The 20,337-nt window shown below is 66.6% G+C and carries 18 protein-coding genes; 10 read left to right on the top strand and 8 right to left on the bottom strand.

Features of this window, described 5'->3' with window-relative positions:
• Positions 1 to 3: 3 nt before the first annotated feature.
• The gene (locus ACZY0X_RS07695; RefSeq protein WP_463769112.1) at positions 4 to 1,269 is read left to right on the top strand and encodes a YbfB/YjiJ family MFS transporter; all 1,266 of its coding nucleotides are present in this window, start codon (positions 4 to 6) and stop codon (positions 1,267 to 1,269) included.
• Here ACZY0X_RS07695 and ACZY0X_RS07690 read toward each other — a convergent pair.
• Entirely contained in the window at positions 1,184 to 2,107 is a 924-nt protein-coding gene (locus ACZY0X_RS07690; RefSeq protein ID WP_463769110.1) for a LysR family transcriptional regulator, read from the bottom strand. The genes ACZY0X_RS07695 and ACZY0X_RS07690 overlap by 86 nt on opposite strands.
• A gap of 129 nt (positions 2,108 to 2,236) precedes the next feature.
• Here ACZY0X_RS07690 and ACZY0X_RS07685 point away from each other — a divergent pair, with 129 nt between their 5' ends.
• Both ACZY0X_RS07685 and ACZY0X_RS07680 read left to right on the top strand, forming a co-directional pair.
• The gene (locus ACZY0X_RS07685) at positions 2,237 to 2,965 is read left to right on the top strand and encodes an SDR family NAD(P)-dependent oxidoreductase (protein WP_463769108.1); all 729 of its coding nucleotides are present in this window, start codon (positions 2,237 to 2,239) and stop codon (positions 2,963 to 2,965) included.
• A complete protein-coding gene (locus tag ACZY0X_RS07680) occupies positions 2,965 to 3,339 on the top strand; it encodes a nuclear transport factor 2 family protein (RefSeq protein ID WP_463769106.1) in 375 nt (124 codons plus the stop codon). The genes ACZY0X_RS07685 and ACZY0X_RS07680 overlap by 1 nt, the downstream gene beginning before the upstream one ends.
• Positions 3,340 to 3,352: 13 nt before the next feature.
• Here ACZY0X_RS07680 and ACZY0X_RS07675 read toward each other — a convergent pair whose 3' ends face one another.
• A complete protein-coding gene (locus ACZY0X_RS07675; protein WP_463769104.1) occupies positions 3,353 to 4,342 on the bottom strand; it encodes an LLM class F420-dependent oxidoreductase in 990 nt (329 codons plus the stop codon).
• A 206-nt stretch (positions 4,343 to 4,548) separates the two neighbouring features.
• Between ACZY0X_RS07675 and ACZY0X_RS07670 the strand changes: the two genes are divergently transcribed.
• The 4 genes from ACZY0X_RS07670 (at position 4,549) to ACZY0X_RS07655 (ending at position 8,344) form a co-directional block, all read left to right on the top strand.
• Positions 4,549 to 5,109 (top strand): hypothetical protein, encoded by a 561-nt coding sequence (locus ACZY0X_RS07670; RefSeq protein WP_463769102.1) that lies wholly within the window; start codon positions 4,549 to 4,551, stop codon positions 5,107 to 5,109.
• Between the two features lie 566 nt (positions 5,110 to 5,675).
• A complete protein-coding gene (locus tag ACZY0X_RS07665) occupies positions 5,676 to 6,182 on the top strand; it encodes a DUF2505 domain-containing protein (RefSeq protein WP_463769100.1) in 507 nt (168 codons plus the stop codon).
• Between the two features lie 40 nt (positions 6,183 to 6,222).
• Positions 6,223 to 6,648, top strand: coding sequence for a pyridoxamine 5'-phosphate oxidase family protein (locus ACZY0X_RS07660; RefSeq protein WP_463769098.1), 426 nt, complete (start codon positions 6,223 to 6,225; stop codon positions 6,646 to 6,648).
• Between the two features lie 355 nt (positions 6,649 to 7,003).
• Positions 7,004 to 8,344, top strand: a complete 1,341-nt coding sequence (locus tag ACZY0X_RS07655) for a hypothetical protein (protein ID WP_463769096.1) — start codon at positions 7,004 to 7,006, stop codon at positions 8,342 to 8,344.
• Positions 8,345 to 8,407: 63 nt separating this feature from the next.
• Here ACZY0X_RS07655 and ACZY0X_RS07650 read toward each other — a convergent pair whose 3' ends face one another.
• The 4 genes from ACZY0X_RS07650 to ACZY0X_RS07635 all read right to left on the bottom strand — a co-directional run bounded on the left by ACZY0X_RS07650 (position 8,408) and on the right by ACZY0X_RS07635 (position 14,564).
• The gene (locus ACZY0X_RS07650) at positions 8,408 to 10,555 is read right to left on the bottom strand and encodes a 3-hydroxyacyl-CoA dehydrogenase NAD-binding domain-containing protein (RefSeq protein WP_463769094.1); all 2,148 of its coding nucleotides are present in this window, start codon (positions 10,553 to 10,555) and stop codon (positions 8,408 to 8,410) included.
• Between the two features lie 4 nt (positions 10,556 to 10,559).
• Positions 10,560 to 11,771 (bottom strand): acetyl-CoA C-acetyltransferase, encoded by a 1,212-nt coding sequence (locus ACZY0X_RS07645; RefSeq protein ID WP_463769092.1) that lies wholly within the window; start codon positions 11,769 to 11,771, stop codon positions 10,560 to 10,562.
• 185 nt (positions 11,772 to 11,956) lie between these two features.
• A complete protein-coding gene (locus ACZY0X_RS07640) occupies positions 11,957 to 13,063 on the bottom strand; it encodes an alkene reductase (protein ID WP_463769090.1) in 1,107 nt (368 codons plus the stop codon).
• 43 nt (positions 13,064 to 13,106) lie between these two features.
• On the bottom strand, positions 13,107 to 14,564 hold the full coding sequence (locus ACZY0X_RS07635; protein ID WP_463769089.1) for a PucR family transcriptional regulator: 1,458 nt from the start codon (positions 14,562 to 14,564) through the stop codon (positions 13,107 to 13,109).
• 123 nt (positions 14,565 to 14,687) lie between these two features.
• On the opposite strand from ACZY0X_RS07635, the gene ACZY0X_RS07630 reads away from it, so the two are divergent.
• From ACZY0X_RS07630 to ACZY0X_RS07620, 3 genes are read left to right on the top strand one after another with little or no spacing between them, the layout of a single operon-like run.
• Entirely contained in the window at positions 14,688 to 15,785 is a 1,098-nt protein-coding gene (locus ACZY0X_RS07630; RefSeq protein WP_463769087.1) for an alcohol dehydrogenase catalytic domain-containing protein, read from the top strand.
• Between the two features lie 42 nt (positions 15,786 to 15,827).
• On the top strand, positions 15,828 to 17,252 hold the full coding sequence (locus tag ACZY0X_RS07625) for an APC family permease (protein WP_463769085.1): 1,425 nt from the start codon (positions 15,828 to 15,830) through the stop codon (positions 17,250 to 17,252).
• An 18-nt stretch (positions 17,253 to 17,270) separates the two neighbouring features.
• Positions 17,271 to 18,437, top strand: coding sequence for a pyridoxal phosphate-dependent aminotransferase (locus ACZY0X_RS07620; protein ID WP_463769083.1), 1,167 nt, complete (start codon positions 17,271 to 17,273; stop codon positions 18,435 to 18,437).
• Here the strand turns inward: ACZY0X_RS07620 and ACZY0X_RS07615 are convergent.
• Positions 18,412 to 18,753 (bottom strand): WhiB family transcriptional regulator, encoded by a 342-nt coding sequence (locus tag ACZY0X_RS07615; protein ID WP_463769081.1) that lies wholly within the window; start codon positions 18,751 to 18,753, stop codon positions 18,412 to 18,414. The two genes, ACZY0X_RS07620 and ACZY0X_RS07615, sit on opposite strands and share 26 nt — an antisense overlap.
• Before the next feature lie 12 nt (positions 18,754 to 18,765).
• Positions 18,766 to 20,190 (bottom strand): NAD(P)/FAD-dependent oxidoreductase, encoded by a 1,425-nt coding sequence (locus ACZY0X_RS07610; protein ID WP_463769079.1) that lies wholly within the window; start codon positions 20,188 to 20,190, stop codon positions 18,766 to 18,768.
• Between the last annotated feature and the right edge of the window lie 147 nt (positions 20,191 to 20,337).

Here is a 20,337-nt window from a genome sequence, read left to right as displayed (position 1 = left end):
GTCGTGGCGACGCTGCGGCACAGTGTCGACGATGGCAGGATGTCCCGCCAGCACGCGCACGCACACATCGCCCGAGGGGCGGCCGGCCTGGCCGCAGCCATGGGCATCGGACGATTCGTCTACACACCGATCCTGCCGCTGATGACCGCGCAAGCCCGTCTCAGCCCGGGGTCGGCGGGCGGCCTCGCCACGGCGAACTACGTCGGCTACCTGGCGGGCGCCCTCGCCGGCGTGGCCGCTCCTCGACTGGTCCGCACGACGGCCACCTGGCGAATAGCCCTGGCGGCAATCGTCGCCAGCCTCGCCGCCATGCCGTTGACGCACAGCGTGATCGTCTGGCTGGCCATCCGAGTGGTCGCCGGATTCGCCAGCGCCGTCCTCTTCGTCATCGCCGTGGATTGGATGCTCGATCATGCCCGTGGACGGTCTGCGCAGCTGCCCGGGTGGGGCTTCGGTGGCGTCGGCGTCGGCATTGCCCTGTCCGGCGCACTGGTACTGATGCTGCCAGCCTCGGGCTGGCGCGCCGCGTGGTGGACATCGGCGGGGCTTGCCGCGCTCGTCGCAGCGGTGGCATGGCACATGCGGGGCGCGCCGGATGCACGGCCCCAGGAGGCGACTTCGCCGTCGCGGCAGCCTGATTCACGCCGTTGGTTCGTCGCGTTGTTCGCCTGCTACACACTCGAGGGCATCGGCTACATCATCGCGGGCACGTTCCTGGTCGCGGCCATCGGGCAGCACTCGGCGGGATGGTTGGGCAACGGTGCCTGGATCGTCGTCGGCGTGGCCGCCGCGCCGTCCGCGGCGTTGTGGGCCTGGGCGAGCACACGGTGGTCGCACCCGACGCTGCTCACGGCGGCCCTTGTCCTTCAGGCTGTCGGAATAGCGTTGCCCGCCTTGGCCGGTGGAGTGGCGGCTGCCCTGATCGGGGCCGTACTGTTCGGCGGTACCTTCATCGGCGTGAGCACCATCGCGTTGGCTGCGGGACGGCTGCTCGCGTTTCCCCGGGCCGTTGCCGTGCTCACCAGCGGGTACTCGGTCGGTCAGATCCTGGGCCCCCTGGTGGTGACTCCCCTTCTGCACCAAGGGGTTCAGGATGGCTTCCGGTACGCACTCATCACCTCGGCCGTCGTGGTGTCGATGGCGGCGCTCACCGCGATGTGGCTACGTGTGCGCTGCCCCGACCTCAGCCCGCGGCCGGCCGATGCGGATCGTCCGCCGGAAGCCACACTCCTGGGCCGTCCAGCATCGATCGGTCGAAGTCGGCCGTGAACGCCTCGATGACCGCGCGCACCGCGCCGCTGCCCTCACCGCGTCGCCACACCAGTGACCACGTCCACATCGGCGTCGGGCCGACCACGGGCCGCCGTGTGAGATCACCCGGCGTTACATCGTTCTGCCCCTTGGGATTGTTCAACACCGGTCGCCGCAAGCGCCGGACGTGGTCGAAGAATGTCGAACCGGTGACCCCACCATCCTCCACACGGACCACGTGCGCCCCCGTCTCGCGGGCGAACTGCTCGGCGTACCGATTCCACGACGACCAGCTGGCCTCGTCTGCATCCAGCAACACCGCCACATCACCGGCCTGCACCTGCGACGTGTCCGCTCCGGCACTGAGCGCATAGAGCCGATCGGCCCCGACCAGTCGCGCGTCGAGGGACAGCGCATCGAGATCGGAGCACTCCACCCAGCAGATCGCCAGATCCAGGCTTCCATCGGCGACCCGCGCGGCCTGCGCGTGCGACGGCATTACCCAGGTGTCGACTCGCACCTGCGCAACACCCGCGGCTCGCTCCGCCCAGTCCGTCGGACACCACTGCACACAACCGATCCTGACCGGCTCCGACGCGGACAGCCCCAACGCCTGTCGCCGGAGGTCGTCGGCCTGGTCGATCAGAGCACGCGCTTGCGGCAGCAGCGTCGAGCCGGCAGCGGTGAGGGCGACCGATCGACGGTCACGGTCGAACAGTTGCACCTTGAGATCGCGCTCGAGCGCCTTGATCTGCTGCGAGAGCGACGGACCCGCGATACGCAGCCGCTGCGCAGCCCGCCCGAAGTTCAACTCCTCGGCGACCGTGACGAAGTAGCGCAGCTGTCGCAGCTCCATCCGGCTCAGCGTAGTGGGCTGTGGAAGGAGATACCTACCAGCAGCGAGCAAACCGGTCATGGCGGCGGGGAGTGCACCTACCCGATGCTGCGTTGCGATGGGCAAGACACACGAGAAGGGACCACCACCATGACTTCCACCACCACGACCTCCACTCCCCGCGTCGCGATCATCACCGGCGCATCCCAGGGCATCGGCGCGGGCCTGGTGTCCGGCTACCGCAAGCTTGGCTACGCCGTCGCCGCCAACTCCCGGACCATCGGTGCTGGCGATGACCCGATGGTGCTGGCGGTACCGGGCGACATCGCCCAACCCGGCGTCGGGCAACGGATCGTTGACGCGGCGCTCGAACGATTCGGGCGAGTCGACACCGTGGTCAACAACGCGGGGATCTTCATCCCCAAGGCATTCGTCGACTACACCGACGACGAGTTCGACGCCATCACAGGCGTGAATCTTCGTGGCTTCTTCGAGGTTTCGCGAGCTGCGGTCGCGGCGATGTTGTCCCAAGGCGAGGGCGGGCACCTGGTCACCATCTCGACGACGCTGGTGGAGCACGCCAACTCTGAGGTGCCCTCAGCATTGGCGTCGTTGACAAAGGGCGGCCTGAACGCTGCGACCCGCGCCCTGGCCATCGAATACGCCGGACGCGGTATCCGCTCCAACGCGGTCTCGCTCGGCGTGATCAGGACACCCATGCACGAGCCCTCGGCATATGACGCACTCGCCAGCCTGCATCCGGTCGGCCGGGTCGGCGAGGTCACCGACGTCGTCGACGCAGTCCTGTACCTGGAGAACGCCTCGTTCGTCACCGGGGAGATCCTGCACCTCGACGGCGGCCAGAGCGCAGGCCACTGATGTCACCCGCACGGAAGACCAGCGACGAGATCGTCGCCAGTGTCATGGACGAGTGGACGGCCGGGATCGACGCACACGACCCCGGCCGCGTGGCGGCGGTGTTCGCCGAGGACGCGGTGTTCCAGGGGTTGCGGCCATACGGGGTGGGCCGCGGCGCCGTCACCGACTACTACGACTCCCAGCCCCGTGGCATGACGGTGGCGTACCGGATCCTCGAAAGCCGCAAGCCAGCAGACGATGTCGTGCTCGGCTACCTGTCCGCGACGTTCTCCTTCGTCGACAGATCGGCACTGGAGCTGAACGTCGGCGTGACGCTGGTCCGAACCGTTGACCGGTGGGAGGTTGTCCAGTACCAGGCGTCGCGGGCTGACTAGAGCGCAAGGAGACTCAGCTGAGGGCTGGAATCACTTCGCGCTCAAAGAGTTCGATACCCGAGCGGTCGTACGCCGCTTCGGGGAAGTACAGAATCGCGTACTCACACCCGAGGTCGCGCATCCGGGTCAGCCGCTCGATGATCTGCTCCGGCGTACCGCTGGCCGAGTCGGGTGAGGCGACGGTCGACAGCATCCCCTCGACGGCATCCGGATTGGCCTTGGCGCTCTGCCGCGCGCGGATCCGCCCGATGCGGTCCTTGAGGTCGGCCTCGGATGTGGCGACCACGGCATTGAAGTTGGCCGAGCGAACGATGGCGTCGTAGTTCGTCCCAACGTCGCGGCAGTGGCCCTGGAGGACCTCCGACTTGTGCCTGAACCCGTCGGGCTCGGATGTGAAGTTGGTGTACTGCGCGTACTTGGCGGCGATCCTCAACGTCACCTTCTCACCGCCGCCGGCGATCCAGAGGGGGATGCCGTCGGCCTGCAGCGGCCGCGGCGCGACGATGGCTCCGTCCACCTGGTAGTGCTTGCCGTCGAAACTGACCTTCCCGTCCCGCCAGGCGTCGCGCATGATCTGCACGCCCTCGTCCAGGCGCCCCAACCGCACACCTGCTGACGGGAAGCCGTAACCGTAGGCACGCCACTCGTGTTCGTACCACCCGCCGCCGATGCCCATCTGGACACGACCACCGGAGATGATGTCGGCCGTTGCAGCGACCTTCGCCAGATACACGGGGTTCCGATAGCTCATGGCCGTACACATCTGCCCGAGCTTGATCCTCGTCGTCGTCGCCGCGTAGGCCGACATGAGTGACCACGCCTCGTGCGTGGCCTCCTCCGTCGGCACCGGCACGGTGTGGAAGTGGTCGTAGACCCAGAGCGAGTCCCACGGGCCGCCGTCGACGTACTGGGCGAGGTCGCGCATCACCTCCCACTGATCTGCGGGGGGAATGTCAACGAGGTCGAGCCGCCAACCCTGCGGGATGAAGAGTCCGAAGCGCACGAGAGCCCACTCTAGGCCGCGGGGATCGGGTGAGTCGATGGCAAAGCCACGGTCAACCCAGGTGAGAAGCGTCATCCTGGCGCGGCTGGCAGTCCGCCGAGCAAATCATTCCTTATGACCGTTTTTTGGCTGGGCGGCCTACATGCCCGAGAATTGTCTACACTCGAACCCATTCACTCGTTGAGCACCGATTTCAAGGGATTCTCATGACCGCACGCGTAAAGCAGATGCTGCTGACGCTCGTTTCCGGGTCAGCGCTGGCCATCGCACCAATGGCATTCGCGACGGTGGTCACCCCAGCTGCCAGCAACGCAGACCAGTGCACCGAGGCCGGCGCGGCCGAAGGCGCCGAGTGTGGCCAGCAAGACCGCGGGATCACCTGCCCTGACGGCACGGTCGTCGACGAAGAGAACGGCAAGTGCGTCGACCTGATGGCGGGCATCAGCAAGCAGCTGCAGGCCCTGCCGGCACCCCCCTCGCTCTCCGGCTTCGGCGGGGGCGGCGGCGGGGGCATCCCGGGAGTTGGTGGAGGCTTCCCGTCACTGGGGACCATCAACGCGCCCGACCTGGTGCTACCCAGCCTCGGCATCGGCCTCGTCCCCGACTTCCCGATCAATATTGGCGGACTCGGGGGCTCCGGTGTGGGCGGCCTGGGGAACCTTCCCACGCCGCAGATTGGCGCGCCGAAGCTTCCCTCGATCAACCCGCTGAATCCCCTTGGGCTTCCCCCGCCACCCGACTTGACGCCCGGCATCCCCTTCATCTGATCGGCGAGAGCCAACCAGCGTCCAAGGAGTCAGCCCGCTCAGCGCACCAATGGCGCGGCGGGGTGGCACCGCGAAGTCACGGCGTGCATATGGGCATCGTGGACGGCGACACCTACCAACAGGTGGGGTTTGCCCTCCCAGCCGCAGCTGCATGAACCGTGCGATCGAATCCGACCCTTGCGGACGACCGTTGAACCGCCGCCGCTGGTGACGTCGGCCTGAAGACGGCGCAGGTCAGCTGACCCCTTCAGCATGTTCGCCAAGCTAGCAGGACTGCCTCAACTCAGGCAGACCCTTCTCACATTCCCCCGATCAAATCCGGCGTTGATCTTGGTCGTGGCAACTCGCGTATAAGTTGCTGTATAGCCATACGAATGCTGAATGACAGCTTTTTTCGTGATAGCCAGCATTGCTGATGTGTATGCGGTTACCTGTGGCGAGAATCCACGCGGGCGCAAATTAGTGCACATCGCAACTTCCGCAGCGCCCATCGGTAGGCATTTGCCGGCAGCGCCACCGCGTGCACTTGTCGCGACGAACAGGCCGCATCTGTAGCGTGCCCTGCTGTGCCACGCTCATTGAGTCTGACCGCGGAGTCACCGAACAGCCTCGAGCGAATTCGGTCGGCCTTCGACGACGAGCGGTACTGGCGGGCCAGATTGGCCAACTTCGAGGCGGCGGCGCCGACCCTCGATGACCTCGCGACAGACGAGGCAGGCACGACGTCAGTCACCATGACCATGCGGTTCGGCGGTGACCAGCTTCCGGGACCACTTCAACGGTTGCGGCTGGGCTCACTGCAGATTGTTCAACATGAGCGCTGGAATGCCCTCACGGACGGAAACGTACGCGGCGAGATCGTCATCGATGCGCAGCGGACCCCCATCTCTGGAGACGGCGCAGTGCACCTGTCCCCGTCCGGCCGTGGGACGCAGCTGGCGGGCACCGCGAGCGTCAGGGTCGGCGTTCCGCTCATCGGTGGCTCCATCGCAGGCTTCATCGCAGGCCAACTCGCCAACGGAATAGTCGACATCGTCCGGATCACCGATTCGTGGCTGGCCCAGAACCCCTGACCCGGGGGCATTGTCACTGTTCGTCATTACCCTCGACGTCATGGCACTCTCCCTAGAAGACCGCGAAGAATTTCTTGCCGAGCCGCACGTCGGTGCGCTGTCCGTGTCCGCCGGGGTTGACCGCGGCCCGTTGACCGTTCCCATCTGGTATGGGTACTCGCCCGGCGGAGATCTCTGGGTGCTGACTGGGACGGGTTCGCGCAAGCATCGGCTGATCGAAGCCGCTGGCTACTTCTCCCTGATGGTCGAGCGGACCGAGCCCACGACCCGATACGTCTCCGTCGACGGCGCCGTAAGCCGCATCGAGACCGCCACGGACGCCCAGCTGGAGGAGGTCACCCGGCGCTACCTCGAGGGCGAGTCTGCCGACCGCTACCTGGAATTCGCCCGCGAGAACCTTGGCGAGAACGTGGCCATCTACATGAAGCCGCAGCACTGGCTGTCGGCGGACTTGGGCGCGTTCTAACGCCACGAAACCGCGTCGCATCTCACGATGTGGACGCGCGGAAACCTAAGTCCGCGTATGGATTTTGAGCGCGCAGCAATCCCTGGATGGCGGCGATTTTGCCGCGAATGCAGGAGTTGTCGCGCCGCGACGCTGGTAACACACATGGAAGATGTATCAGCCATGTGACAAGTCGCCGATCGCGACGTGTTCCCCTGGCAATGCAATGAATTCGTTGTCTGTCAGTTTCTGAAAAGTGGCAGGCGCCACCACTTTTGAGATTTGCTGGCGGCCCAACCTACTGGTGGGTAGGTTTCCGCGTGCCCGGGGGAATCCGGTGAACGAACACAAAGAACGGACATCATCAGCTATGTCAATGCAGTTGGCTCTCAGGCCGTACGTCACGGCTGGAATCGCGCTCGTCGGTGCCAGCGTCATTGCGGTGACACCCATCGCCCCGCCCTCCGCCGTGCACATGCCGGCGGTGAATCTCACCGCGTCGATCGACAACCCCATCCAGGTGTTCGCGCCTGTGGTCGACGCCGCGGGTAGCTGGATCACCAAGACGATCCAGAGCGAGATCGCCAACCCATTCCCCATCCTGCAGCAGATCGCCACGAACCAGATCACCACGGCGGCAGGGGTTCTCCAGGCAGTGCAGGCTGGAGCCAAGGGCGTGGGCGAGCTGGCGGCCGGCCTCCCGGCGGCACTGCAGGCCGCCGGCGCGAAGCTCGCGGTCGGTGACGTCAACGGCGCGATCGACGCCATCATCTCGGCCGGCCTCAACCCGATCATAGGCATGATCACCGGCGTCTGGACACCGTTGCAGGCTGTGTTGCAGCGTCCGTTTGCGGTTGGCCAGGCATTGGTGCCAGCCCTGTTCGATGCGGCGCTGAGCCTCACCCTGGCCGCGGTGATCTCGACGGTCGGTATCGGGTTCGACACGGGAACCACACCGTTCATTCAGCAGATCGTGAAGAGCACCCAGTCCGTGCTGACCGCGGTGACGACGCTCAACCCCATCAACGTGCTGAACGCCATCCAGCACGGTTTCGCGGATGTGACGCTCAACCTGATCACGCAGCTGGACGCCTTCACGACCGGTACTGTCCCCTTCATCCGCGACACGATCGTCAGGGCGTTGCAGGCGCCCAACCCCGTGACCGCCCTCAGCGTTGCGGGCGCGGCGCCGGAGACAGCAGCGGCGGAGCTGACGGCACCGGCCACCGGCACCGAGTCACCGACGGTACCGACCGACGGCACGGCGGGCACGGTGACCGAGGTCGCGGCTGAGACCGAGTCCACGCAGACGTCGGTGCCTGGCACCGTTGCCGAGGAGGACACAGCCGTCGCCACTCTCCCCGTGGCGGACACCATCGTCACCGCGCCGGAAACCGAAACCGTCACCGCCGCAGTGACAACCACGGAGGAGCCGGCCAAGGAGACGACAGCTTCGGAGGCCGACACCACCGTCACGAAGGGTTCCACCACCGTGACACGCGACAGCCTGAAGGCCGAACCCGGCAAGAGTGGCCTCACGTCAGGCACCGATAGCGGGTCCGCGACGAAGACCGAGTCGACGGACACGAAGCCCGTCTCCGAGACGAAGCCGGTCTCCGACAAGGACACCGCGAGCGCGACGACCGGCGGCGCGAGCGCGTCGGGAAGTTCGGACTCGGGCAGCGGCTCCGATTCGGGCAGCAGCGACAGCGACTGACACTGGACACGCGAAAAGCCCCGAAACACTGAGTGTTTCGGGGCTTTTCCCGTTCAGTTGGAGCTAGCTGGTCAGCGAGGCGGGCGGGTTGAAGCGCTCACCGTACTTGGCGGCCAGTTCCTTGGCGCGGGCCACGAAGGCCTCCTTGCCAACGCCTGCCGGTCCCTCGTAGCCGACGATGTACTGCGCCGAGCCACCGGTGTAGGGCGGGTAGCCGATGCCCATGATCGAGCCGATGTTGGCGTCGGCGGTCGAGGTGAGCACACCCTCGTCGAGGCACTTCTGCGTCTCGATCGCCTCGGCGAACAGCATGCGGTCGATCATGTCCTGCAACGGAATATCGATCGAAGTCGAGCTGAAGGCTTCCTTGAGCCCCGACCACAGACCGACGCGCTTACCGTCGGCGTACTCGTAGAAGCCTGCACCGGCCAACCGCGACGGACGACCCAGTTCGATCATCTTCTCGACGACGGCCTCGGCCGGGTGCGCGATATGGACTCGTCCCGCATCTTCTTCACCCAAACGCGTAGCGACGGCGATCTTGTGCATGAGCTCGAGGTTGAGCTCGTCGGACAGCTGCAGCGGCGGCGCGGGGTAACCGGCCTGACTGCCGGCCTGCTCGATGCTGGCCGGTGCCACACCCTCGCCGAGCATCGCCAGCGCCTCGTTGACGAAGGTGCCGATGACGCGGCTGGTGAAGAACCCACGGCTGTCGTTGACGACGATCGGGGTCTTGCCGATGGCCAGGGTGTAGTCGAACACGCGGGCCAGCGCCTCGTCAGAGGTCTTCTCGCCCTTGATGATCTCGACCAGCGGCATCTTGTCGACCGGAGAGAAGAAGTGGATGCCGATGAAGTCCTCTTGGCGCTTCACGCCGGTCGCCAGACCTGTGATCGGCAGCGTGGAGGTGTTCGAGCCCAGCACTGCGTTGGGCTCCACGATGTCCTCGATCTCGCCGAACACCTTGTGCTTGAGTTCCTGGCTCTCGAAGACGGCCTCGATGACGAAGTCGACACCGGCGAAGTCGGCCGCGTCGGCGGTGGGAGTGATCCTCGCCAGCAGCGCGTCGGAGCGCTCCTGCGTGGTGCGGCCACGCTCGAGGGCCTTGGCCTCGATCTTCTCCGAGTAGGCCTTGCCCTTCTGCGCCGCCTCGATGGCGACGTCCTTGAGCACGACGTCGAAGCCGGCCTTGGCCGACACGTAGGCGATACCTGCGCCCATCATGCCCGCGCCCAGCACACCGATCTTGGTGATCGGTGTCTTGCCGATGCCCTCGGGCCGCGAACCACCGGAGTTGATGTACTGCAGATCCAGGAAGAACGCCTGGATCATGTTCTTGGCGACCTGGCCGGTCACCAGCGACGTGAAGTACCGGCTCTCGATGCGGCTGGCGGTGTCGAAGTCGACCTGCGCACCCTCCACGGCGGCGTCCAGGATGGCGCGCGGAGCGGGCATCGGGGCACCCTTGAGCTGCTTGCGCAGAAGTGCCGGGAACGACGGCAGGATCGCGGCCAGTCCGGGGCTGGACGGGGTGCCGCCGGGCATCTTGTAGCCCTTGACGTCCCACGGCTGGGTGTGGCTGTCGGGATTGGCCTTGATCCACGCCTTGGCGGCGGGAACCAGTTCCTCGACCGAGCCGACGAGCTCGTCGACCAAGCCGATCTCCTTGGCCTTGGCGGGCTTGAACCGAGTGCCCTGGCTCAGGATCTCCATGAACGCCTTCTGGATGCCGAACATCCGCACGGTGCGGGCCACGCCACCGCCACCGGGCAGCAGACCGAGGGTGACCTCGGGCAGCCCGATCACCGAACCCTTGACGTCCGCGGCGATGCGGTGGTGGGTGGCGAGTGCGATCTCGAGGCCACCGCCGAGGGCAGCACCGTTGATGGCGGCCACCACCGGCTTGCCGAGCGTCTCGAGCGTGCGAAGGTCGGCCTTGATGTGCTCAACCTCGGCGAAGGCGCCCGCGGCGTCGTCGGGGCCGACGTTCATCATGCCCTTGAGGTCACCGCCTGCGAAGAACGTCTTCTTCGCGCTGGTGATCACCACACCGGTGATCGACTCCTGCTCGGCGTAGAGACGCTCGACGGCAGTGTGCATCGACTCCTTGTAATGCTCGTTCATCACGTTGGCCGAACCAGTCGGGTCGTCCAGCGTCAGGGTGACGATGCCGTCGGCATCCTTGTCCCAAGCAATTGTGTTCTCGGCCATGTGCTTAAACCCTCTCGATGATGGTGGCCACGCCCATGCCGCCGCCCACACAGAGCGTGATCAGGGCACGACGAGCGCCGCGGCGCTCGAGTTCGTCGACCATGGTTCCGGTGATCATTGCGCCGGTCGCACCCAGCGGGTGCCCCATCGCGATCGCGCCACCGTTGACGTTGAGCTTCTCGTCGGGGATGTTCAGATCCTTCTGGAACTTGAGCACCACCGAGGCGAACGCCTCATTCAGCTCGAACAGGTCGATATCGTCGACCGTCAGACCCGCGCGGTCGAGCACCTTGCGCGTGGCCGGGGTCGGACCGGTCAGCATGATGACGGGATCCGCACCACTGGTGGCGGTGGCCACGATCCGGGCCCGCGGGGTCAGCCCCTGCGACTTACCTGCGGCCTCCGAGCCGACCAGCACAAGCGCCGCGCCGTCGACGATGCCCGAGCTGTTGCCGCCGGTGTGGACATGGTTGATCTTCTCGACGTAGTGGTACTTCTGCAGCGCCACATCGTCGAAACCGCCCATCGCGCCAACACCGTCGAACGCGGTCTTGAGCTTGCCGAGGCTCTCCACGGTGGAGCCGGGCCGCATGTGCTCGTCGTGGTCGAGAACGATCAGGCCGTTCTGGTCACGAACCGGCACCACGGACTTGGCGAAGTAGCCACCCGACCATGCGTCGGCGGCCCGCTGCTGCGAACGCGCGGCGTAGGCGTCGACGTCCTCACGCGAGAAGCCCTCGATGGTGGCGATGAGGTCGGCGCCGATGCCCTGGGGCACGAAACCGATCCGGTAGTTGGTCTCGGGGTCAGAGGCCCAGGCGCCGCCGTCGGAACCCATGGGCACGCGGCTCATCGACTCGACACCACCGGCCAGCACCAGGTCGTCCCACCCGGAGCGCACCTTCTGCGCCGCGGTGTTCACGGCCTCGAGGCCCGACGCGCAGAACCGGTTGAGCTGGAAGCCACCGGTGGTCTCGGGGAGCTTCGCGACGAGCGCGGCGGTACGGGCGATGTCGCCGCCCTGGTCACCCACTGGCGAGACGACGCCGAGGATGACGTCGCTGATGAGGTTCTCGTCCAGATCGGGGTGGCGGTGGCGGATCTCATCGATCAGACCGACGACGAGGTTCACCGGCTTGATCTCGTTGAGCGCGCCGCCGCGCTGCTTACCACGCGGCGTGCGGATCGCCTCGTAGATGAAGGCTTCTTCAGACATGTTCTGACTCTCCAGGCCTATGTATGGTTCGGTGCAATTTGGGTCGAGCAGGCGCGTGCCCACGTAGGAGGCTAGTCCTCGCTTTGCCCAGCCTATCAGCCCCGCCCAACCCGTTGGTTGGGCAGCGTCCGAGCCCTCTGGAGCCTCCCCGACGACCTCAGTCTCGCGGGAGGGGTGGAGATGCGTCAGGCGGACTCGGGTTGCCGGAGATCGGCCAGCGTCGGGTAGTCGGTGTAGCCGACGGGGCCGGGCGCGTAGAACGTGGCGAGGTCCGGCTCGTTGAGTTCCGCGCCGACGCGGAGTCGATCGATGAGATCCGGATTGGCGAGGAATCCTCGGCCGACGGCCGCGGCGCCGATCACGCCCCACTCGGCGAGTTCCTCGAGCTGGCAGAACTTCGTGTCCACATTTCGGCCGGTGTTCAGCACCAGGGTCCCCGACCACAGCGCGCGGATTGTGCCGAACTCGGGTGCCGAGGGGTCGATCAGGACATGGAGATAGGCCATGTCGAGTGCGGAGATCCGATTCAGCAGCGCCTCGTACGCGCCGACGGTGTCCACCTCGTGCATGTCGCCCGCGGTGTTCCCCGGCGAGATGCGCAGCCCGACGCGGCCCGCGCCGATCTCCGCGGCGACGGCCTCGACGACCTCGGCTGCCAGGCGGGCCCGGTTCTCCGGCGACCCGCCGTAGGCGTCGATGCGCTGGTTGGTGACATCGGAGGCGAACTGGTGCAGCAGGTAGCCGTTCGCGGCGTGGATCTCGACGCCGTCCATGCCCGCGTCGACCGCGCGGCGTGCCGCAGCCCTGAACTGCTCGACGATCGGAGCGAGTTCGGCGGTGTCCAGCGCACGGGGCGCGGGCAGCGGCTTCTTGCCGGTCGGGGTGTGCGCCGACAGGTCCGCCGCGACCGCCGAGGGTGCCACTGATTCGACGCCGCTGATCTCCGGATGCGCCATCCGCCCGACGTGCCACAGCTGCATGAACATCCGGCCACCCGCCTCGTGCACCGCGGCCGCGATCTCGGCCCACTTCTCCTGATGCCGGTCGGTGTAATTGCCGGGTGTGTTGACGTACGCACCGTTGGCACCCTGGGACACCGCCGTGGCCTCGCTGATGATGATGCCCGCGGATGCACGCTGCGCGTAGTACTGCGCTGCCAGTTCAGAGGGGGTGCCGTCGGCCTGCGCGCGCGATCGCGTCAACGGCGCCATGAAGATTCGGTTCTCCGCGGTGGTGGCGCCGACCTGGATGGGCTTCAGCAGTGCGGCGTCGCCGTCGAGTTTGAAAGTCACGCAGCAATGAAGCGCCTCGATGGCCCCATTCATTCCCCGGGCGTCAGCCGACTCGAGGCCGCGCCGGGCTCTTCAGGGCACGAATTGCCAGCCACGCCGCGGCCCGGTCGTCCGGACTGGACATCGACAGCCCGGTGAGTTCCTCGATGCGCTGTATCCGGGCAGCCAGGGTCTGGCGATGGACCTTCAGCCGGCTGGCCGACGATCCCCACGCTCCGTGTTCGGCCAGGTACACCTCGAGCGTCCGCACCAGTGCACCGTGGCGACCGCCATCGTCTCGGAGCGGGTCCAGTACCGCGGCGATGCGCGTCGTTGCGCTGTCGTCGAGATGATCCAGCACATAGGAGACCGTGGCCAACGTGCGGTACCAGACCACCGGGCGTGAGTCGACGACCGCGATCTCCAGCGCCTGCCGTGCCTCGGCGGCAGATCGGGCCAGCGCTTCGGGTTTCGCCGACGAACCCAGCCCCATCCGCAGCGGCATGCCTGCATCTGCACTCAGTCGTTCCACCATCGTGGCGAGTTCGTTCGCGCGATCGTCGCCGATGAAACCGAGCACCCTCCCACGCTCGGCCGACACGACGTGGATGGCGCCCAGCTCATCGAGCCAGCCGATGGTCTGGCGTTCGGGGTCGATGGCACGCGACTGCGATGAGACCGCGAAGGCCGTCAGCGATGGGTCGTGAACTCCCCAGCGGCGCAACAGAGTTGCCGCATCGGCGCCGCCACGCAGCAGCGTCGACAACATCACCTCACGGCCCAGGCGTTCGGTGGCGGGGTGATTCGGGGTGTGCAACATGAGGTCGAGCAGGGCGGCGACCTGAGAGGCAAGGTCACGGCTTCGGCTCGTGGATCCGCGCGCACCTATGACGAGATACGCACTGACATCCTCGCCCTGTCCCACTGGATGCACCTGGAGTCCCGGATGGCGGATGCGCACTCGCCGGCCGAAGGCAACTGATCCCGCGTCCCGCACATGCAGACTGCCCGCGCCGGCCGTGGTGATCACCTCACCGTGCGCGTCGAGGAGCACGGCCCACCCGTCGATTCGGTGCGCGAGTTCGGCGACGACGGCCACCACACCGCCGCGTCGGGCCACCTGCGTGAGCACCTTGGTTCCCGTGGTGACCCGCCGGTCCTCCGCAGCCTGGTCGGCCGCGATCAGCGCGGTCAGCTTCGGATGCACGACGTCGGCGGCCAGGTCAGACACGATGACGGCGGTGAGGTCGTGGCCGCTCAGCGCAGCCCTGATTCCAGGATCGGCCGGCCCGCCGGCAATGACCGCCACGGATCCGGTCAACGAGCGGAGCCGTGTGTCGGCTTCCAGTGTCTGTACCCACTGGTCCGCTGTGGCGACGGCCAGGGTGGCGTATCCCGGTGTACTCGCGACCACCAGGTCGGCAAGAGGGATCGCGCCCTCGACCGGCGTCGCCCCGTCCACCGCGCCGACGACGAGTTCGGCATCGAGGTACTCCGCGATCGACCGCACGTCATAGGCCATGCAGCGAGTGTACGAAATGATGATTGCTGACAGCAGAACCACACTTTTTGCGGCTGACAATACGGTCACCGGCTTCTTACGATTCGTGGGATTCACGCCCCGCCAGGAGCCATAAGGAGCCCCGTGAAAGCCATCGTCTTCCGAGAACCCGCTCTGCCCATCGAGTACACCGACGTTGACCTAGCAGGCCCGAAGGCCGGTGAGGTGCGGGTGAAGATCGCCGCGGCCGGCGTGTGCCACTCCGATCTGCACGTCAAGCGTGGCGAGTGGGACGCGCCCGCACCGCTGGTCATGGGACATGAGGGCTCCGGTGTCGTGACTCAGCTCGGTGAGGGCGTCACCACACTCGCTGTCGGTGATCACGTGGTGCTGTCGTGGGTGCCGCCGTGCGGCGAATGCCGCTACTGCCGCTCCGGTCACGAGGCGCGCTGCCAGAAGGTCGCCACCGTGGTCGCCCCCTTGGGGACGCTGTTCGACGGCACCTCCCGCCTGTCGTCGAACGGCGAGTCGATCCATCACTACCTGGGCGTCTCCTCCTTCGCCGAAGAGGTCATCGTGCCTGCCTCCGGCGCGGTGAAGGTGCGCGAGGACGCCCCGCTGGACGTCATCGCGGTGGTCGGTTGTGCCGTGGCCACCGGCGTCGGCGCGGTCCTCAACACCGCCGCTGTCGAGCCCGGCGCGACCGTGGCCGTCATCGGCTGTGGCGGCGTCGGACTCAACGTCATCCAGGGCGCGAAGCTCGCAGGCGCGGCCCGGATCATCGCGATCGATGTCCGTGATGACAAGACGCAGATGGCCATCCAGTTCGGTGCCACCGATCGGATCAACGCCTCCCAGGGCGACGCCGAGGAACAGCTCCGCGCCCTGATCCCCGACGGCGTTGACTACGCGTTCGACGCCTTCGGCCACACCAGCACCACCGAACAGGCGATCCGGATGCTGGGCCTGGGTGGCGCCGCCGTGGTGGTCGGGCTTCCCCCGACGGGCGCCAAGGCATCGTTCGAACCGCTGGTGCTCGCCGAGGCCGATCAGCGCATCCTCGGCTCGAACTACGGATCAGTTCGGCCGTCGATCGACATCCCCGCGCTCGTCGACCGCTACATGGACGGTCAGCTCAAGCTCGACGCACTGATCTGGGCGCGCAGGCCTCTCGGTGAGGCTGCCGCAGCCTTCGCCGATCTCGAGTCCGGCGAGGCCCTACGCACCCTCCTGGTGCCCTGAGAAACGTTGCCCACGAATGACTCCCAATTCCGAGGACCACACATGACCGTGCCTACCAAAACCTCTGAGGACGCCGGGCTTCGGCACGGCGTGATGTCAGGACCTGAACTGGCTGCGCAGGCCATCGCGAACATCGCCCCAAGCGCTGTCATCGCGTTCACCGCGGCGGCCATCTACCTCACCGCGGGCAAGGGGACGATCATCTCGTTCGCCCTCGCGACGGTGGTGATTCTGTCCGTCGGCTACTGCGTCGTGGTGTTCGCGCGACGTCACGCATCGGCGGGCTCCCTGTACACCTATGTGTCCAAGGGGCTTGGACCGTTCGGCGCCTACCTCGCGGGTGTCGCGCTCCTGGTCGGGTGCTGGGGGATCACCGCTGGCTCCCTCGGCGGCGCCGTGTCGTACATGAACGACTTCCTGTTGGATCTCGGAGTTCCCGCCAACGGCGTGGGGTGGCAGATCGCTCTCACGATTGTGCTCGGCGGCCTGGCGACACTGTTCACCATTCGCGGTATCCGGCTCTCGGCGCGAGTGTCGTTGACCTTGGAGCTGATATCGGTCTCCATCATCATCGTCCTACTGGTGCTCGCGCTGGTGTGGGCGGGACCGGCTGCCTGGGACCCGTCGCAGTTCTCGCTGAAAGATGTTCCGATGCAGGGTGTCGCGACGGGCATGGTGCTCGGCATTCTCGGCTTCGTCGGATTCTCCTCGGCCGACGCGCTGGGCCGCGAGGCACGCAATCCCTACACCGCGATACCCCGCGCGATCATGTGGAGCGCCCTGGTGGTGGGAGTTCTGTACGTGTTCGCCGCGTACACCCAGATCGCAGTGCTGAAGGACGGTCTGGCCGAGAGCGCGAATCCGTTGCAGGACATCTCCGTCATGATCGGCATGCCGTCGTGGTTCACCCCGATCCTGCTGTTCGGGGTCGGCGCGTCGTTCTTCGCCGTGGTGGTCGCCCCCCTCAACGTCGTGGGACGCATCGTCTACGTGATGGGCAAGGAGGGTGTCGTGGCTGACCGGTTCGGTCGCACCCATGACAGCCATCTGACCCCGCACCGGGTACTGCTCATCGCGGGGCCCGCCGCCATAGTCCTGGACATCCTGTTGCTCGCGGCCAACGTCCATCCCATGGACATCGTGGTGTGGGTGGACACCTATGGCACCTACGGCTACATGGTCGCCTACTCGCTGGTCGCCGTCGCCTGCGTGATCTACACCCGGCGCACGGGCCAGCCGAACCGGCTTGTCTGGGCCGCAGCCGTCGTCGCGGTGCTCGCCATGGCGTACACGTTCTTCGCGAATGTCTATCCGGTCCCGGCATTCCCGCTCAACGTGATTCCGTACCTGTTCCTGGCGACCATCGCCGTCGCGCTGGCGTGGTACTTCCGGCTGGCACGTCAACGCCCGGATGTCATCGCCAGGATCGGTCAGACCGAGACCGATGCCCTCGAGGGAGTCGGCTAGCACCTAGGCTCGGCGACCATGACGGTCGAACGGCTCAGGCCCTACGCGGTGACGATCTTCGCCGAGACATCCGCGCTGGCCGCGCGACTGGGCGCGGTCAACCTGGGCCAGGGCTTCCCCGATGAGGACGGGCCAGCGGCGATGCTCAAGGCGGCGCAGAACGCCATCGCCGACGGCGTCAACCAGTACCCGCCGGGTCTGGGCATCGCCCCGCTGCGGGAGGCCATCGCCGCACAGCGCAGTCGGCACTACGGCATCGACTACGACCCCGACACCGAGGTGCTCGTCACGGTCGGCGCGACCGAGGCCATCGCCGCGGCGGTGATCGGCCTGGTCGAGCCGGGCTCCGAGGTGCTGCTGATCGAACCGTTCTACGACTCCTACTCCCCCGTCATCGCGATGGCCGGCTGTCATCGGGTCAGCGTCCCGCTGATATCCGACGCAGGCGGCTTCGCGATCGACATCGACCGGTTGCGGCGTGCCGTCACGCCTCGGACGCGGGCGCTGATCCTGAACTCACCGCACAATCCGACGGGCATGGTGGCCTCAGACGCGGAGTTGGCCGCCATCGCCGCCATCGCCGTGGAGCACGACCTGTTGGTCATCACCGACGAGGTCTACGAGCAACTGGTGTTCGACGGGCACAGCCACCTGCCGCTGGCCGGCTACCCCGGCATGGCCGAGCGCACCGTCACCATCTCAGGTGCGGGAAAGATGTTCAACGCCACCGGGTGGAAGATCGGATGGGCATGCGGGCCAAGGGACCTCATCGCCGGCCTGCGAGCGGCCAAGCAGTACATGTCCTACGTCGGCGGTGCCCCGTTCCAGCCGGCCGTCGCCCTCGCCCTTGACACCGAGGACGCGTGGGTCGCCGAGCTGCGGGCGTCCTTCCAGGACAGGCGCGATCGGCTGGCCACCGCGCTCACCGACATCGGCTTCAACGTGCACCCCAGTTTCGGCACCTACTTCCTGTGCGCCGACCCGCGCCCGCTCGGCTACACCGACAGCACCTCGTTCTGCGCGCAGCTGCCCGAACGCGCCGGGGTCGCCGCCATCCCGATGTCGGCGTTCTGCGATCCCGAGGCCGAACACATCGGCGACTGGAATCACTTGGTGCGCTTCGCCTTCTGCAAGCGCGACGAGACGATGGACGAGGCGATCAGACGTCTGCAGGTGCTGGGGTAGCGGTCCTGGCGAGCACAGCGGCGCGTTCACGTGCCGTCATCGCACCCCAGATGCCGTAGGGCTCGGGCGCGGTCATCGCATGTTGCCGACACCGGTCGAGGACTGGACATTCGCGACAGATCCCCTTGGCCGTCTCCTCACGCCGCACCAGACGGCGACCCCGAATCTCATCCGGGAAGAAGACCTCTGCCGGATGATCCCGGCAGAGCCCGTGCAGCTGCCAACTCCACTGATCGAGCGCTGGTGGCGGCAGGTTGCGCGGACAGCGACTGACCGGGATGGCAGGGCGCCCGGCGGCAAGGACATCGTTGCACATCTGTTGCCTCCCTTAGGAATCGAATCCGAGTCCAGCAGCGTCCAAGGCCCGCAGCAGCACGTTGCGCTTGCCCTCGCGATGGTCGGCCCGGTCCAGCGACCACGTTGTCGCCGAGATCCCCAGCCAGGCCAACGGTTCCGGCGGAAAGGGCAGCGGCTTCGACGACACCATGGACAGCTCGGTGCGCTCGGTGCGCTGGGAGTTGATCTTGTCGAGCATGACGTTCGCGGCAAACCGCGTCGCCGCCACGCCGAGTCCGGTGAACCCGGCTGCATAGGCGATGCGCCCCTTGTTGGCGGCGCCGAAGAACGCGCAGAACCGGGTGGACGTGTCGATGACGCCAGCCCAGCGGTGGGTGAACTTGATACCTTCGAGCTGGGGAAACGTGGTGAAGAAGTGGCGTGCCAGCGTGGCGTAGGAGCTGGGCCGGTCCTCCAGGCTCGGGTCGATCCGTCGGCCGTAGTGATAGACCGCGTCGTATCCGCCCCACAGAATGCGGTTGTCGGCGGACAACCGGTAGTAGTGGAACTTGTTGGACATGTCGGCGACGCCCTGTCGCCGCCACCACCCGATCGACTCGAGCTGTTCACCGGTGAGCGGCTCGGTCATCAGGACATAGTCGTACACCGGCACGGTGTGATACCGGTAGCGCTTGAGTAGCGACGGGAAGGCGTTGGTAGCCAGGATGACTCGGTCGGCCAACAACGTCGTGGCGTCGGTGGCGATCTGAATCGGCGACAGCCCGCGCGCACCGGTCAACCCCGTGACGGCGGTGTTCTCGTGGATCTTGACACCGTTTCGCTGGCACATCCGGGCGAGTTCTGAGGCCAGCTTCGCCGGCTGGACCGTCGCGGCGTCGCGGACCGACCACGCGCCCGCCAGATAGGTCGGGGAGTTGACCTGCTCACGCACCTGGCGCTGGTCCAGCAGCGTCACATCCGGGCCGGCGGAGGACTGCCGCAACTCCTCGACCTGGTAGTCCTCGACCGCGACGTTGATCACGCCGTTGCGTTCGAAGTCGCAGTCCAGACCCAGCTCGACCACCGACTTCTCGATGTCGTCGAGGTTCTCGTAACCCAGCCGCTGCAGCGTGTCGAACTCTGCGGGCCAGCGACTGCGGCCGTTCGCCTCACCGTGGGTGAGGCTGGCCTCGACGAACCCGCCGTTACGTCCCGAGGCGGCGTTTCCGATCGTCCCCGCCTCCAGCAGCGCCACCCGGATACCGGGATCGCGCTGCGTCGCGAGCAGCGCGCTCCACAGTCCGGTGTAGCCACCACCAACGATGACCAGGTCATAGTGGGCGGTTGCCGTCGCACGCGGATACCGCGGTACCGCGCCGAGGTCTGCAGCCCAGAAACACCCCAGCTCGGTGTCGCGCAGCGCTTGGCGCACAACGTGTTCCGATGGTGGTTGGCGTTCGAAGATGGTGTCGGGCACGACTATCGACCTCAAGCAGGAGTTGTATGTGACACGTCACACTGCCAGGTGCGGCAGCAGACGATCGTTGCCATTGTGTAAGCGATCGACCCAAGCCCGTGACACTGTGTAGGTCCCTTCCGGCATGGGATTGGGTTTGGCGACATT

This window comes from Mycobacterium sp. IDUB_39, from assembly GCF_055419205.1.
This window is presented reverse-complemented; position numbering and strand designations above follow the sequence as displayed.